We start from the raw sequence: 14,527 nt of genomic DNA on the forward strand, positions 1-14,527 counted from the left end.
CCTCGTGGAAGTTCCAGATGCTGATGGTGCAGCCTTCGCACTGCTCCTCGAACGGCTTGCCGAGGTGCCACATGTGCTTGTAGACCACGAGCTGGTCACGCCCGTCGAAGAGGTCGAGCAACGATACCGGGCCCTGCTCGCCGACCAGCTTGACCGGGTTGACCTCGGTCATCGGAAGGCGACGGCGGGCGGCGGCGATGGCATCACCCGCCCGGGTGTGCTCCTTCTCCCGGACGAGCAGTGCGTTTCGCTCCCGGAGCCAGGTGTCGCGGTCGACCACCGGAGGCGCTGGCGGTGTATCCATACTCTGCATACCGCTACTATAAACATAGCGCCCACTCGTGTGAAAGAAGTTGATCGGGATTGCCTGCCAAGTTGACCTACGCGCACCACGGCGACGCCTGCCGGGCTGCCAACGCCCTCGACCTGGTGGGCGACAGGTGGACGCTCATCGTCGTCCGCGAACTGCTCCTCGGCCCCAAACGCTTCGCCGACCTTCAGGAGTCCGTCCGTGGCATCACGCCGGCCGTCCTCAGTGACCGGCTCAGATCCCTCCGCCAGGCCGGCATCATCGACCAGGTGACGCTTACCGATCTCGCGCGTACCCGCGCGTACGCCGTCACCGAGTGGGGCCGTGGCCTGGAGTCGGTCCTCGCGTCCCTGGGCCGCTGGTACACCTCCGGACCGGACCCCCGCACCAGCGGTGGCATGACCCCCGACGCCATGGTCCTCGCCATGCGCACCATGGCACCCCCGGTCGCCGAGGGACTGCCGTCGACCGCCCTGCGCCTCTACGACGCCCGCCAGCCCGACCCTCCCGTACGCGAATATCGGCTGACCACCGTCGACGGGCTGCTGGACGTCCGGCCCGGCGCCGCAGTCGACCCGGTGGCGACCGTGACCGCCGACTCGACGGCCTGGAGCGACGTGCTCTTCGGCGGCGTGCCGCTCACCGACGCCGAGCGCGCCGGCATCGTACGCGTCGAGGGCGACCGCGACATCGTCACCGACGTTGTGCGGCGCTACCTCGCTGTCGCAGTCTGATCGTGAGACGCTACGGCGACCTGCTCGTTGCAACACGTCGGATGGATGCGGGGACGGCACTTGAAGCCTCACGAAATGATCTTCATGTGAACGTGCTTGACTATTCAAGCTGGACGGTTATGGCGGTCCTTATGCCGGCATTCAAAAGAGCATCACGTAGCGGTCGATTTTCCGTCGGATCCGGTGACTTGCTGCTTGATTTCTGTCGGAGGTTGGGCGGTAGTTTGCCCCTACTCAGGTCCATTCTGAGGTCGAACAGTTCGGCGTTTGTGGGCGCGAGTTTCGACAACGAGGGGAAGGGTGGCACCGTAGAGCTGCTCTCTTCGTATGTGGCTCGTGCCCTCCTTCGCGAGGTTTCTCGCGAGGGGTCTGACTTCCTCATTGGTGAGCAGCCTGCGGTGTTGCCCGGCTGGACGGCAGGGGCCGTGCAGGTCCTGGCCGATGCGCGATCGAGGTCTGCAGAGCGGGGACTTCCATGGGTCGGCGACCGTGAAGTGCTGCTCGCGCTTCTCGCGAACGAGGGGACGACGGCAAGTGCCCTCGTGACGCGTAGCGGCGTCGATCGGGGTGAGCTGTTGTCGGAGGCCGGCCGGCTGAAACCATTCCAGGGTCAGCACCCGTGGGCACCTGCGGTCGATTCGCTGGAACGGACAGGTTTCCTGCGGGTGAACGTGGTGAGCCGCTTGCTGATGTGGCCCATCACCGTGCTTCCGAGGAAGGTCGACGGGCCGAGTTCCGGCCTGCTGACGACGCTGGAGGATGAGGCAGTTCGGCAGGCCGTCCGTGAGGGGTCTGCCGATGTTCAGTTCGAGCACATCGTGCTCGCCGCAGCCTCGATCCTTCATCAGTTGGCGCTGAGTGAGATTCCTGAGCCGGAGGAGTTGCGCAGTTCCCGGCCCATACTTGACGGGTACGGCCTCTCCTACGCGGACCTGATAGGCCGACTCGTCGCTCGTGCCGGCTCTGCGCTGTCTGCGTCCGCTGGGGAGTCGCTCACCATCCCGGCCCGCCCACCGGTCGCCTCACCCGAAGTTGAGACGGCCTTTGAACAATCGCGTGGCCGGGTCGCGCAAGGTGCCAGTTATCCCGAGGTCCTGGAGCAACTGTTCGCGATGCCGCAGGCGAGATCTGCGATCTCTACGCTCACTGCCGACCAACCCTGAGGCTCGATCAGCTCGGCTCGGCGACTACGAGGTGTTCGAGCAGGCTGCTGCCAGCCCGAGCGCTGCGGTTGTACCTGCACGCCTCGCAGGAACACTGACCTGTCCAGCCCACATCGGGCGACCCGGAGCAGTTGAGGTCGACCGTCATTGTGGTGCCGGAGAGCGTAGCGCCAGTTGGGAGGCCACGATGTCTATCGTCATGGGTGGAGGCGTCTACTCGGTGCTGCGCCGAGCTGCGCGCGAGGCGGTGCGCCTGAAGAAGACGACAATCGGCGTCGACGATGTGCTCTTCGGCATGCTGGGGCGTCATCCGCTGCTGCGGTCGGTGATCCCGGTCCGGCCGCAGCAGCCGCCGCGGCGGCGGCGTAGCGAGGCGTCAAACGTCTTGACCGGTGATGTGGAGTTGTCGGGGGAACTGACCCTTGAGGTCGTTCGGGCGATGCGGGAGGCGTACTGGCGGAGTTTCGGTTGGCCCGGCCCGGCGCGGGACCGGTTTGCCGAGGCGCTCGGCTGGGAGGCACCTGCGGTGGCGGTGCTACGGCTCGCCGCTCACCTTGCGGTGCGGCGTCGGGCACCGTACGTGGGCAGCCCCCATGTACTCGAGGCGCTGTTAGAGGATCCGGGCCGGCACGCCCACGAGTACCTCGTGTCGGACCAGATCGTGCCCGGCCGGTTGGATGCCGTGGTCGCTCGGCTGTGGCCACAGGGTGACCGGGAGCCGCCACGGCCGGGGCTCGCCGGGCCGTTGCAGGAGGTCGGGGTCATCGCCCGGGAGCCGGGCAGGAAGACCGGCCGGTTGAAGAGAGGCCTCGTGCTCTCGGTCGCTCGGCTGTTCGCGGAGACCACGCCGGCACTGAACTGGTTGGAGTTGGAGGCGGTCGCCGAGACGGTCCGTCTCGGGCACGACCGTACGTCACCGGCCCACCTGATGATGGGAGTTCTCGTGCTCGAGGAGGAGATGCAGGCCGGGGATCTGCGGCCCGTCTCGCCGTCCGATGCCGCGAACGAGATGCTGCTCGGCCGGCTCGGAGTGACCCGGCAGGACGCCGCTCTGCGGGTGGCGAAGGCGAGCTACGGCACGGAACTCGCCGAATCACGCCCTAAGCGGTCCTGGCAGACCGAACGGAACAACCCGCCGTGGACGGCGGCGGCTGCCCGGATCGCCGAGCGGGCTCGGGAACTGGCCAACCTCGGCGCGCGGATGCCGGCGGGAAGCGCTCACCTGGTGTACGCCGCTGTTTCCGACTCCGACGACACCGGCCGAGAACTCCTCGCTGATCTGGGCGTCGATCCCCGCGCCGTTCGCGACCTGGCCGCCGCCCGCCTCGGACTGAACTGACCTCGACGACAACTGCGAGACGCCCCTGTCAGGGCCGGTGGCTAACGGGCCGGACAACGCACGCCGTCGGCCGGCACGGTGAGGTCGATGAGGTACGCGTTGACGGCCTCGGTGATGCAGGCCGTCTGCGGGTAGGCGGTGTGGCCCTCGCCTTCCCAGGTGAGCACCCGTCCGACGCCGAGCATCTCCGCCAACGCCGGGGTCTGCTCGTAGGGGGTGGCCGGGTCGCCGGTGGTGCCGATGACCAGGATCGGCGGGGCGCCGTCGGCGCGTCCCTTGGGGTAGGGGTCGCTGCCGCCGGGCCATTCGGTGCAGGAGACCAGGCCGGCTGCCAGGGCCGGGCCGAAGAGCGGGTACTGCGTGCTCCACACGGATTGGAGTTGGCGGATCCGTTCCAGGCTGGGGCGTTCCTCCTCGTCGGCGCAGTTGATGGCGAGGTTGGCATCGAAGAGGTTGCTGTACTGGCCGTCGGAGTCGCGGTCGGCGTAGTTGTCGGCCAACCGGAAGACGTCGGTGGGGTTGCTCTCGTTCAGCCGGTCGATGGCCTCGGCGAGCTGCTGCCAGCCGGATTCCGAGTACAACGAGGCGACGATCGCGTAGAAGATCCAGCCGGCGGTGGCTTCCCGACCGTCGGTGTTGCGGACGGGGGAGACCCGGGCCTTCTCCAATGCCGAGTTGACCGCCATCCGGGGGTACGGGCCGATGGGGCAGCGGCCGGCGTTGAGCTCGCACCACCGGGTGAAGTTGTCGAAGGCGCGTTCGAAGCCCTTCGCCTGACTCTCCGAGCCTTCGATGAGCCCCTGTCGGGGGTCGACGGCGCCGTCGAGGACCAGCGCCCGTACCCGCTGCGGGAAGAGTTGGGCGTACGTGGCGCCGAGCAGGGTGCCGTAGGAGTAGCCGAGGTAGGTCATCTTCTCGTCACCCACGGCTGCCCGGATCGCGTCCATGTCGCGGGCGGCCTGCTCGGTGCTGTACAGCGGTAGCTGGTCGCCGTACTTGTTGCCGCAGCCCTGGCCGATACGCCGGTTGGCCATGACGAACACGTCGAACATCTCCTGGCTCGCCGGGTTGGGGTCGAAGCCGAAGAGGGCGTCGAGGTCGCCGTCCGGAATGCACTCGACCGGGCTGGACCGGGCCACTCCACGGGGGTCGAAGCCGACGATGTCGAAGCGTTCCATGATGCTGTCGGGCAGCCCGCCGAACCGCTCGCCGAAGGAGAGGTAGACGGCGGTGTCGACACCCGAACCGCCCGGACCACCCGGGTTGATCAGCAGGGAGCCGATCCGGTCGCGCTGGTTGGTGGAGCGGACCCGGATCAGCGCGATCTCGAAGGTCTCACCGGCACCGGGGCCGGTCGTGGCGGCGGTGCCACCCGCCCAGTCCCGGGGGACCTCGATGCGGGCGCACTCGTAACGGATGTCCGGGGCGCGCCGCCCGACCACCTCGTCGGCCACCTCGGGGCAGGGGCGCCAGGTCGCCGTGGCTCCCGGCGCCGCGGCCTCGCCGTCGACGTCGGTACGCGGCGCGAACGCCGGCAGCGTGCAGCCGGCGGTGACCACGGCGGCGGCGGTCAGGCCGGCCACGGTGAGCCGGAAGCTGCGGATCCGGTCGGGCGTACGGGTCACGAACGAGCCTCCGTGATCAGGTCGACGGCCAAGCTATGCGGACCCGGCCGACACCGTCGGGTCGCCCCGCAGCACCTGGTCCACGTCGAACCGGACCGGCCGGTCGAGTTGATCGTATCGGCAGGAGAGCGGATCCCGGTCGGGCCGCCAGCGGACGAAGCGCGCGGTGTGCCGGAACCGGTCACCCTCCATCGCGTCGTACGCCACCTCAACCACCAGTTGCGGGCGCAGCGGCTCCCACTCCAGGTTCTTCGTGCCGGTCCACCGGCTGACTCCGCCCGGGATGCGCTGCCCGCGTTCGTGGTCGCCGTGCACCCACGGGTGCTCGGGCCCGGCGTCGCGGTAGGGGGCCAGCTCCTCCAGCAGCTCGGCGCGGCGGGCCATGGTGAACGAGGCGCTGACCCCGACGTGGTGCAGCACCCCGGCGTCGTCGTAGAGGCCGAGCAGCAGCGAACCCACCACCGGACCGGACTTGTGCCAGCGGAACCCGGCGACCACCACGTCGGCGGTGCGGGCGTGCTTGACCTTCGACATGAGCCGTTTGCCCGGCTCGTACGGCAGGTCGGCGGGCTTGGCGATCAGCCCGTCCAGGCCGGCGCCCTCGAAGACGTCGAACCAGCGCCGCGCCACGTCGGCGTCGGTGGTGATCTGGGTGACGTGCACCGGGGGACGTACCCCGGCCAACGCCTGCTCCAGCCGGGCCCGGCGGGTCGGGTAGGGGGCGTCGAGCAGGCTCTCGTCGTCGAGCGCGAGCAGGTCGAAGGCGACGAAGTCGGCCGGCGTCGTCTCGGCGAGCAGCTTCACCCGGGATGCCGCCGGATGGATGCGCTGGGCCAGCAGCTCGAAGTCGAGCCGGGGCTGCCCGTCCGGGCCGTCGCGGCGGATCACGATCAGCTCGCCGTCGACCGCACAGCGCGGCGGTAGTTGCCGGCGGGCCTGCTCGACCACCTCGGGAAAGTAGCGCGTCATCATCTTGCCGCCCCGGCTGGCCAGCTCCACCTCGTCACCCTCGCGGAAGACGATGCAGCGGAAACCGTCCCACTTGGGTTCGTAGGTCATCCCCGGGCCGGTGGGGATCGACGCGACGCTGCGGGCCAGCATCGGCTCCACCGGCGGGTTGATCGGCAGGTCCACGGCGATCAGTCAACCAGATGGTACCGACAGGGGTGAGCCGGATCACCGCCGTCCGCTGGGCGGCGTGTCCGTCTCCGACCCGTCGCGTCCCGCTCGGGCGAATCGGAAAACCGCAGGTCAGAGCTACTTTCGCGAGGTGGTGGAGTGGGCGTGCGGGTGCTGTGGGCGGTGGCGGGTCAGCGTCGAGCTGATCCACGGCCGGTACGTGTACCGGGTGGTGCACCGCTATCCCCGGCGCTTCGGCGGCGGCAAGAACGTGCTCGGCGAGGTCGGCTCGGTCGACGAGTTGGCGGAGCTGCTGCGTCGGCGTACCCCGGTCGACCTGGCCGACCTGCGTGAGGCCGCCTGAGACCGCCCGAGCCCGGCGCTCAGAAGTGGGCGAAGGAGCGGATCGGCGCGCGGGGGCCGAACTTCGGGGCCTGCACGGCGGCGGCCTCCAGCAGCCGGCAGACCCGGCCCCGGTGTCCCCGGAACGGCTCCAGCAGCTCCAGCATCCGGGTGTCGTCGCCGCGCGGTTCTCCGGCCAGGGCCCAGGCGACCGTGTTGGGTACGTGGTAGTCGCCGACGCTCACCGCGTCCGCGTCGCCGTAGGCGACCCGGACCACCTCGGCGGCGGTCCACGGCCCGATGCCCGGGATCGATCGCAGCAGCCGGGTGGCCTGAGCCGAATCGGCGCACCGTTGCAGCCGGTCGGCGGCCCGTGCGGCCCGCGTCAACGTCTCGGCGCGGCGCTGCTCCACCCCGAACGGATGGAAGACCCAGTACGGTGCGGCCGCGATCGCCGCCGGATCGGGTGGCAGCAGCAGCCGCACCGGCCCCGGCGCCGGCTCGGCGAAGTGGCGCACCGTCGCCGCGTACCCCCGGTAGGCCTCCTTGCCGGTGACCTTCTGCTCCAGCACGGCCCGCAGCACCGACGGAAAGATCAGCCCGGTGGCCGGCATCCGAAGCCCGGCCTGCTGATGGGCCAGCCGGGCCACCACGGGGTGGTTCGCGGCGAGCTCCGCGAAGCCGGTCAGGTCGTCGCGGAGCCCGGCCACCGAGTCGGCGTGCTCGACCACCCAGCCGGCGCCCGGACCGTGACCCTCGGCGACCAGACCGTCGCCCTCGGGCCGCAGGGCGAGGGTGGCCGGTCCGTCGGGCGTGCGCGCCGCCCACCAGAGGACGCCCTCGACCATCCGCGCACACGGGTCGTACGGGCTGAAGGTGAGCGGGCGCACCGAAGCGGCGAAGCGATAGCCGGACGGTGCGTGCAGCACCCGGCGCAGGTTCGGTTCCTTCCCGGTCACCACGTCACTGTGTCACCTCGCCCGCAGTCGGACGATCCCGGCCACGGGACGGGCCGGCCGTCACCATGCCCGGCCCGGTCGTCGCGCAGGCATCCCGGATGCGATGGATAGACGTTGCTCGGTCAGTTCTGGCAGCCGTCCGTTTGGTTTTCGGGCCACCTGATCGGCCAGGATTCTTCGGGGCAAATCCCACATGAGTGGACCTATCCGGCTTTCGTCTGTCGACACGATAGCCATCGGTCGTAACGCAGCTGTCCCACAGGTGAACGCGCTGCTATGGTCCGACCTGCGCGGGGCCAGATCCGTTCGGAAACGGCGCGATGAGCCGAATAGATCCTCGGCCGGAGCCTCGCTTGCCACGGGGAGCTGTGAGAAGGGTAACGGGGATGGCTGCCGGAGCGGTTGTTCACACAGAGTGCTTGGCGCACGGTGTTCGTTTCGGCGTACGTCGGCGCTGATCGTGCCGTGACCGTCCATACTGAACGGCTCGTTCGATGATCGCGCTGCGCGCCTACCGTCTCTTACCGCCTGCTCTCCGGCGGCGGCTGCTGCACCTGCTTCCCGAGCATCGACGGCTCGGCCTCGTGCGTAGCTTCACCCGACCGCGTGGCAGTGATGTCCTGCACCCGGTCGGCACGCGGGTGACGGTGACTGACGACGGTTCCCGTACCGAAGCCGAGGTGGTGGCCGCGGCGACGCCACTGGAGATGTGGCACCGGAACCTGGCTGCGGTCACCGCGGCCCTGGAGACCGCCGGCATTGAGTACCACTGCCTGCGTAACGACGACTACCTGCGCAGCTCGGTGGCGATCCTGGTGGACCAGCGCGACGCGGTTCGCCGACTGGTCCAGTCGGCGCCGGCGCTGTCCGGGGCGCACGTGCGCAGCGTCGAGGTACGCCCCGGGCGCAACCAGCCGGACCTGGCGCCGACCGAGGTGATCCAGGTGTGGTTCCCGGTGACCGACGTACGGGCCGGGGTGGTGCTCGGTGCCCAGTTCGCCTGCGAGATCGAGTTCTGGAGCCGGGTGGGCGACGTCGTCCGTGCGCCCCGGCACAACGCGGTGATCGACGAGGCGCCGGCCCGGGCCGAGCCGGTGCGGGTTGCCGCGGCGCTGCTCAGCCACTTCGTACCGGAGGCGGACGACCACACGTACGGCACCCGGCGCGACCTCACGGTCCGCGCCCCGGACCGGGTCGGTTTCCCGATCGACGCGGTGTACACCTGGGTGGACGGTTCGGATCCAGAGTGGCTGGAGCGCAAGCGGGCCGCGTTGGGTGCCCCGGGCGGTGCGCTGCACGCGATCGCGGCCAACTCGTCGCGCTACCACAACCGGGACGAGTTGCGTTACTCGATGCGTTCGCTGCACAGCTTCGCCCCCTGGCTGCGCAAGATCTTCCTGGTCACCGACGGTCAGTTGCCCAGCTGGCTCGATCCGAGCCATCCGATGATCACCGTCGTGTCGCACGCCGAACTCTTCGCCGACCTCGGCGGCCTGTCGTCGTTCAACTCGCACGCCATCGAGTCCCGGCTGCACCGCATCGAAGGGCTCGCGGAGCACTTCCTCTATCTGAACGACGACGTCTTCCTGGGGCGCCCGTTGCTGCCGACCCACTTCTTCCACGCCAACGGGATCGCGAAGTTCTTCCTCTCGCCCGCTCAGTTCGGGCTCGGTGAGGCGAAACCCAGCGATCCGCCGGTGAACGCCGCCGGGAAGAACAACCGCCGACACATCCAGCGTCAGTTCGGCGTGACCATCACGCAGAAGATGAAGCACACGCCGTTCGCCCTGCGTCGCAGCATCATGCATCAGATCGAGGCCGTGTTGCAGGCTGACGTGACGGCCACCGCGCAGCACCGCTTCCGCCATCACGAGGACCTGTCGATCCCCTCGTCATTGCACCAGTACTGGGCGTACATGACCGCGCAGGCGGTTCCAGCCGACATCGAGTACGAGTACGCAGACCTCGGTCACCCCTCGACGCCGGCCCGCCTCGCCGAGTTGCTGGCGAAACGGCACCGCGACGTCTTCTGTCTCAACGACACCGACTCCGACCCTCGCGCCCTGGAGGAGCAGGAGCGGATGCTGGCCGACTTCCTGCCCCGCTACCTGCCCTTCCCAGCACCGTTCGAACTACCCGAGGAGACGGTGGCTGAGCGACGCAAGCAGGGTGCCAGCGTCCTGTGGCGCCGCTCCCGGCAGGCCGCCCCGGTCAGGCGGCAGTCCAACCAGGTCGACGCACCGACCCTGCCCAACACCAGATTCAGGGCAGCCGGCGGCCACAACATCCTCACCAGGCCGGACGGCTGACCCCGGCACGCGTAGATGCACCTGTCAACGCGTATTCCCCGCACACCATCCTCACTGGAGCTTCGAGTGGTAGGCCCTGTCCCCCAGGTCACGATCATCGTCCCGGTCTACAACGTCGAGGACTTCCTGCCCGAGACCCTTGAGTCGATCGCGGCGCAGACCGTCTTCACACAATGCCGCGTGATTCTGGTCGATGACGGCAGCACCGACGGGTCCGATCTGCTCGCCAAGCAGTTCGCCGCGGAGCATCCCAACGTCACAGCGGTCCGGCAGAACAACAGCGGGCCGGGTGCCGCGCGGAACCTGGCCCTGGACATGGCGGACACGCCGTACGTCGCGTTCGTGGACTCGGACGACATCCTGCCGCCACGTGCCATCGAGGTGCTGCTCAAGGCGATCGTGACGCATCAGGCGAGCATCGCGATCGGTGACATGGACACCTTCCCGAAGCCCACGGCCTTCCTGTGGAAGAAGCCGTTCGGCAAGGGAGATCGCCTTCTGCAGTCCGTCGTCGACGCACCGGAGTTGGTCTTCGATGCCGGACCGTGTCACAAGCTCTACGACCTGAACCAACTGCGGCAGCAAGGCTTCCGCTTCCGGGAAGGGGTGCACTTCGAGGACGCCTTCCTCGCCATTCCCATGCTGCTGAAGGCGGAGCGGATCGCCCTCGTTGACGAAGTGGTCTACCAGTACCGCCGTCGGGTCAGCGGCAACTCCATCATGGACAACCTGTTCACGCGGGAGCAGAACTACTGGGATCACCTCGAACTTTGTGAGACCCTCGCGGAGTTGCGCCCCGAACTCGACGTTTTTCGCCGAGAGGTGCTTGAGCGCTTCCTCGTCCGCAGTTACCAGGGCTTCGCCATGCGGGCACACACACTTTTCGAAGACAAGGACCTGTGGCGGATCTTCGAGAAGTGCAGCAAGATCTACCAGGACATCGAGCCGTCCTTCATTGCCCGATGGACCGCCGACACTCGTCACCGAGTCGCATACCTAGCCTTCAAGTCGTACGATTTTGACTTGTTCGCCCGCCCCTGGGAACGGGTGCAGGGCGTGGTGGCGTGCGGGGGAGAGCTGTTCCTGGACTATCCGATTCCGCCGGCGTTCCTTCCACTCACCAAGGTGAGTACCGTATCCGCGCGGCTTGAGCAGGTGCGCCTGAGTGACTCGGGCGAGAAGCTCAAGGTGTCGGGGCATGTGCAGATCAGCGGGCTTCCGATGAACCGTCCGATCAAGACCCCTCTCGGGTTGCGGGTGCGAGGTAGCAGCCTGACGGTCCCGGCGACACTGGAGCGTCGTGCCGACCTGAAGTCGCCGGACAACAACCGTGAGTGGGCCGGCTTCACGGCGGAGATTCCGGTCGCCGAGCTGCGCAACGGCCGCCACAGCCTGCGGTTGGTTTTCATGACCGACACCGGCCAGGCATCCCGGCAGTGTCTGATCTCCGCCGCCTTCCTGCGCGATGCGCCGCTGAAGGTCGCTGGCGACACACGAATTCTGCCCGGCTTCAGCGGGCGGGAAGACGCCACGCTGCAGGTTCTCAAAGCGAGCGGCGCCGCAGGCCGGCGTCGATGGCAGCGCATGCTGCTACGCAAGGATCTGCGACACGCCGCCTCGCGACAACCGTTCTGGAAGCAGCGCCTGCTGCGGGCGCTCACCGAACCGTTCATGCGGCGACGGGACATCTGGCTGATCGGGGAGCGTAAGGACACCGCACAGGACAACTCCTGGCACCTGTTCCGCTACCTGCGGAACACCGAACGCAGGCGGAACGCCTATTACGTCATCGAGAAGGACAGCCCCGACCGGGAGCGGCTGCGCGGGCTCGGCAATGTCGTCACGTACGACTCGTTCCGACACAAGTTCTTGTTGCTGCACGCTGCGAAGCTGATCAACTCTTATGACATCGACTCGTACATGCTTCCGTCCCGATGGGAGCGCACCGCCTTCCTGAAACACCTGAACTGGCGCATCGGTTCGGCGCGCGTCTTCCTTCAGCACGGGGTCACGGACAAGGACGTCAGCGGCGGGCTGCACCGCGCCAAGACCGGGGTCGATCTGTTCGTGGCCGCCGCAGGGAAGGAAGCCGAGTTTGTGGCGAACCAGTTCGACTACGGCAGCGCCGCGCAACGGCTCGGTTTCCCACGCTTCGACGCGTTGCTCCCGGATCGCGGACACCGACGGATCCTGCTGATGCCAACCTGGCGCAGCTATCTGGTGAGCCCGTCCTACAACCCGTCGCTGCGTCCCCGGTTTCCGTTTGAGTCATCCCGATACGCGGAGTTTCTCCGAGAGCTCTTCGGTAGCGACGAGTTGAAGCAGAGCCTTCAGCGCCACGGGTACGTGCTCGAATTCCTTCCGCATTACGAGATGCGAACCATGTCGACGAGCATGGTCCCTGCGGAATCCTGCTTCGCCGTCGTGGATCAGACTCAGCGCAGTGTGCAGGACGCCCTTCGGCAGTGCGATCTGTTCATCACCGACTACTCCTCCACCGCCTTCGATGTGGCCTATCTGGGCACCCCGCTGATCTACGCCCACTTCGACAGCGACGAGTACTTCGCCATCGGCGGCTACCGTCGTGGTTACTTCGAGCACCGAGACCATGGGTTCGGCCCGGTCTGCGAGTCGGCTGCTGAGACGGTCAAGGCCATCGTCGCCTATCTGGAGAACGGGTGCGCCCGCGAGGAGAAGTATTCGAGGCGCGCAGCTGAGTTCTTCGAGGTGCAGGATCAGCAGAACTGCCGGCGGGTAACCGCCGCCATCGCCGCGCTGCCGGGACCCCAGCGGTGAACAGCGGAGGGTCTCACCTCTCGCGGCGGGCAGCCGGGGTAGGGCGGTGGCGCAGATGACTGACGGCAGTAGCAGCGACTCGGATACTCCGCGAGCTTTGGCGGAGCCGACCGGGCTGGTGGACGTCTACCGGCGGGTGCTGAGCCCGCAGACCCGGCGGGCCATCGCCAGGAAGGTGAGCCCGCGGGCCCGGCACCAGTTGAAGCAGTGGGTCGCCAAGGCATCCCGGGACACTCAGCTCGCGGGCCGTCGGGGTGAGTGGTTGGCGCGGCGGCAGCCGGAACTGCTCGTCGGCGGCGACCGCGCGGTCGTCGTCGCGGACCAGTCGCCCCGGGTGGCCCGGGTCACGGGGGACAGCACGCCGTTGCACGCCCGGACGGAGAACCTGGCGGCGGTGACCACCGCGCTCGACGCGGCCGGGGTGGAGTACTTCCGGGTTCGCGGTCGATCGCAGCTGTCGTCGGTGGTCGCGGTGGACGCTGCGGACCGGGAGCGGGCGTACGCCGCTCTCGCGGCTGCCTGCGCCCGGGTGCCGGGCTACGTGGCGGCGGTGCGCGACGGCAGCGAACAGGCGCCGCTGCCGGGCTTCGAGGCGAAGTCGTGGAAGCGTCTCGTCGGCGCCACGGTGATCCGGCTGACCTGGTACTGGACCGACCCCCGGCAACGCCTCGTCCTGGGCCAGGCGTACGGATGTGAGGTCGAGTTCTGGAATCGGCAGGGTGCGGCGTTGGTGGCGCCCCGTCGTAATCCGGTGGCTGAGGAGATCGCGGCGGACACGTCGGCGGTCGCCGCGTCCGAATCGTTGTTTACCGCACTGGTGCCCGCGTCAGCTCCCGCGACGGCTCGGACGAGGCCGGAGTTCGCGGGCCGACGTCCGGACGACGTCGCGTTCCCGATCGATGTCGTCTACACCTGGGTCGACGGTACGGATCCCGAGTGGCTGCGGCGTCGTGCCGCGGCGACCGGTAGCCCGTACCACAGCGAGGCAGCCAGTGCGGCCAGGTTCCTCAGCCGGGACGAGCTGCGCTACTCGCTGCGGTCCTTGCACCTGTTCGCACCTTGGGTGCGCAATGTGTACCTGGTCACCGACGACCAGGTACCGGGCTGGCTGGATCAATCGGCGCCCGGAATCCAGGTGGTCAGCCATCGGGAGATCTTCGCCGACCGGTCGGTGTTGCCCACCTACAACTCACACGCCATCGAGAGCCAGCTGCACCACATCGACGGGCTCTCTGAGCACTTCCTCTACTTCAACGACGATGTCTTCCTCGGCTGTGAGGTGCTGCCCCGCGACTTCTTCCTCGCCAACGGGATCTCCCGGTTCTTCCCGTCGCCGGCCCTGGTGCCGCCCGGTGCACCGTCCGGCGAGGATATTCCCTCCTCGGCCGCGGGGAAGAACAACCGAGGGTTGATCACTGAGCGGTTCGGCACCGTGCTGACCCAGAAGATGAAGCACATGCCCCACGCCCTGCGACGTAGCGTGCTGTACGAGATCGAGGAGACCTTCGCCGCCGAGCACAGCCGTACCGCCGCGAGCCGATTCCGGAGCCTGACCGATATTTCGATCGCCTCGTCACTGCACCACTACTACGCGTTCCACACCGGGCGGGCGATACCGGGGGAGCTGGAGTACACCATCGCGGAGCTGTCCCACCCCGACACTCCGGCCCGCCTCGCGCACCTGCTGGCCAAGCGTGACCGGCACGTGTTCTGCCTGAACGACGCGTTCTCGACCGAGGAGGACCTGGCCGCGCAACTCAAGGTCGTCACGCCGTTCCTCGACACCTACTTCCCGGTGCCCAGTCCTTGGGAGCGTGTCTGACAGACGGCG

General features: G+C 68.2%; 11 protein-coding genes. 7 read left to right on the plus strand and 4 right to left on the minus strand.

Annotated elements, in window-relative coordinates; genetic code table 11:
• Window positions 1-313: DUF899 family protein (locus Vlu01_RS25925; RefSeq protein ID WP_204004370.1), on the minus strand; the 313-nt coding region annotated here is incomplete at its 3' end.
• A 62-nt stretch (window positions 314-375) separates the two neighbouring features.
• On the opposite strand from Vlu01_RS25925, the gene Vlu01_RS25930 reads away from it, so the two are divergent.
• The 3 genes from Vlu01_RS25930 (at window position 376) to Vlu01_RS25940 (ending at window position 3,546) form a co-directional block, all read left to right on the plus strand.
• Window positions 376-1,044 (plus strand): winged helix-turn-helix transcriptional regulator, encoded by a 669-nt coding sequence (locus tag Vlu01_RS25930; protein WP_204004373.1) that lies wholly within the window; start codon window positions 376-378, stop codon window positions 1,042-1,044.
• A gap of 269 nt (window positions 1,045-1,313) precedes the next feature.
• A complete protein-coding gene (locus Vlu01_RS25935) occupies window positions 1,314-2,207 on the plus strand; it encodes a hypothetical protein (protein ID WP_204004376.1) in 894 nt (297 codons plus the stop codon).
• Between the two features lie 187 nt (window positions 2,208-2,394).
• Window positions 2,395-3,546: a Clp protease N-terminal domain-containing protein gene (locus Vlu01_RS25940; protein WP_204004379.1), complete on the plus strand. Its 1,152-nt coding sequence runs from the start codon at window positions 2,395-2,397 to the stop codon at window positions 3,544-3,546.
• Between the two features lie 41 nt (window positions 3,547-3,587).
• Here the strand turns inward: Vlu01_RS25940 and Vlu01_RS25945 are convergent, their stop codons facing one another.
• Both Vlu01_RS25945 and Vlu01_RS25950 read right to left on the minus strand, forming a co-directional pair.
• Window positions 3,588-5,150 (minus strand): alpha/beta hydrolase, encoded by a 1,563-nt coding sequence (locus Vlu01_RS25945; protein WP_239096132.1) that lies wholly within the window; start codon window positions 5,148-5,150, stop codon window positions 3,588-3,590.
• Between the two features lie 54 nt (window positions 5,151-5,204).
• Window positions 5,205-6,305, minus strand: a complete 1,101-nt coding sequence (locus Vlu01_RS25950; protein WP_204004386.1) for an ATP-dependent DNA ligase — start codon at window positions 6,303-6,305, stop codon at window positions 5,205-5,207.
• A 136-nt stretch (window positions 6,306-6,441) separates the two neighbouring features.
• On the opposite strand from Vlu01_RS25950, the gene Vlu01_RS25955 reads away from it, so the two are divergent.
• Window positions 6,442-6,654: a hypothetical protein gene (locus Vlu01_RS25955; RefSeq protein ID WP_204004389.1), complete on the plus strand. Its 213-nt coding sequence runs from the start codon at window positions 6,442-6,444 to the stop codon at window positions 6,652-6,654.
• 19 nt (window positions 6,655-6,673) lie between these two features.
• On the opposite strand, the gene Vlu01_RS25960 is transcribed toward Vlu01_RS25955, so the two are convergent.
• Window positions 6,674-7,591 carry a DNA-3-methyladenine glycosylase family protein gene (locus tag Vlu01_RS25960; RefSeq protein WP_204004391.1) on the minus strand — a complete coding sequence of 306 codons (918 nt, stop codon included), beginning with the start codon at window positions 7,589-7,591 and terminating at the stop codon, window positions 6,674-6,676.
• Window positions 7,592-8,085: 494 nt separating this feature from the next.
• On the opposite strand from Vlu01_RS25960, the gene Vlu01_RS25965 reads away from it, so the two are divergent.
• The 3 genes from Vlu01_RS25965 to Vlu01_RS25975 all read left to right on the plus strand — a co-directional run bounded on the left by Vlu01_RS25965 (window position 8,086) and on the right by Vlu01_RS25975 (window position 14,518).
• Window positions 8,086-9,900, plus strand: a complete 1,815-nt coding sequence (locus Vlu01_RS25965; protein WP_204004393.1) for a stealth family protein — start codon at window positions 8,086-8,088, stop codon at window positions 9,898-9,900.
• A 66-nt stretch (window positions 9,901-9,966) separates the two neighbouring features.
• Complete coding sequence (locus Vlu01_RS25970; protein ID WP_204004395.1) at window positions 9,967-12,696, plus strand: bifunctional glycosyltransferase/CDP-glycerol:glycerophosphate glycerophosphotransferase; 2,730 nt, start codon at window positions 9,967-9,969, stop codon at window positions 12,694-12,696.
• 55 nt (window positions 12,697-12,751) lie between these two features.
• Window positions 12,752-14,518: a stealth family protein gene (locus Vlu01_RS25975; RefSeq protein ID WP_204004397.1), complete on the plus strand. Its 1,767-nt coding sequence runs from the start codon at window positions 12,752-12,754 to the stop codon at window positions 14,516-14,518.
• Window positions 14,519-14,527: the final 9 nt, after the last annotated feature.

It is taken from the genome of Micromonospora lutea (assembly GCF_016863535.1).
Lineage (GTDB): Bacteria > Actinomycetota > Actinomycetes > Mycobacteriales > Micromonosporaceae > Micromonospora > Micromonospora lutea.

What these genes read in the sequence shown, in the direction of transcription:
- Vlu01_RS25965 (WP_204004393.1), top strand. Translation starts at nt 8,086, where the DNA reads ATGATCGCGCTGCGCGCCTACCGTCTCTTACCGCCTGCTCTCCGGCGG.
- Vlu01_RS25975 (WP_204004397.1), top strand. Translation starts at nt 12,752, where the DNA reads ATGACTGACGGCAGTAGCAGCGACTCGGATACTCCGCGAGCTTTGGCG.
- Vlu01_RS25940 (WP_204004379.1), top strand. Translation starts at nt 2,395, where the DNA reads ATGTCTATCGTCATGGGTGGAGGCGTCTACTCGGTGCTGCGCCGAGCT.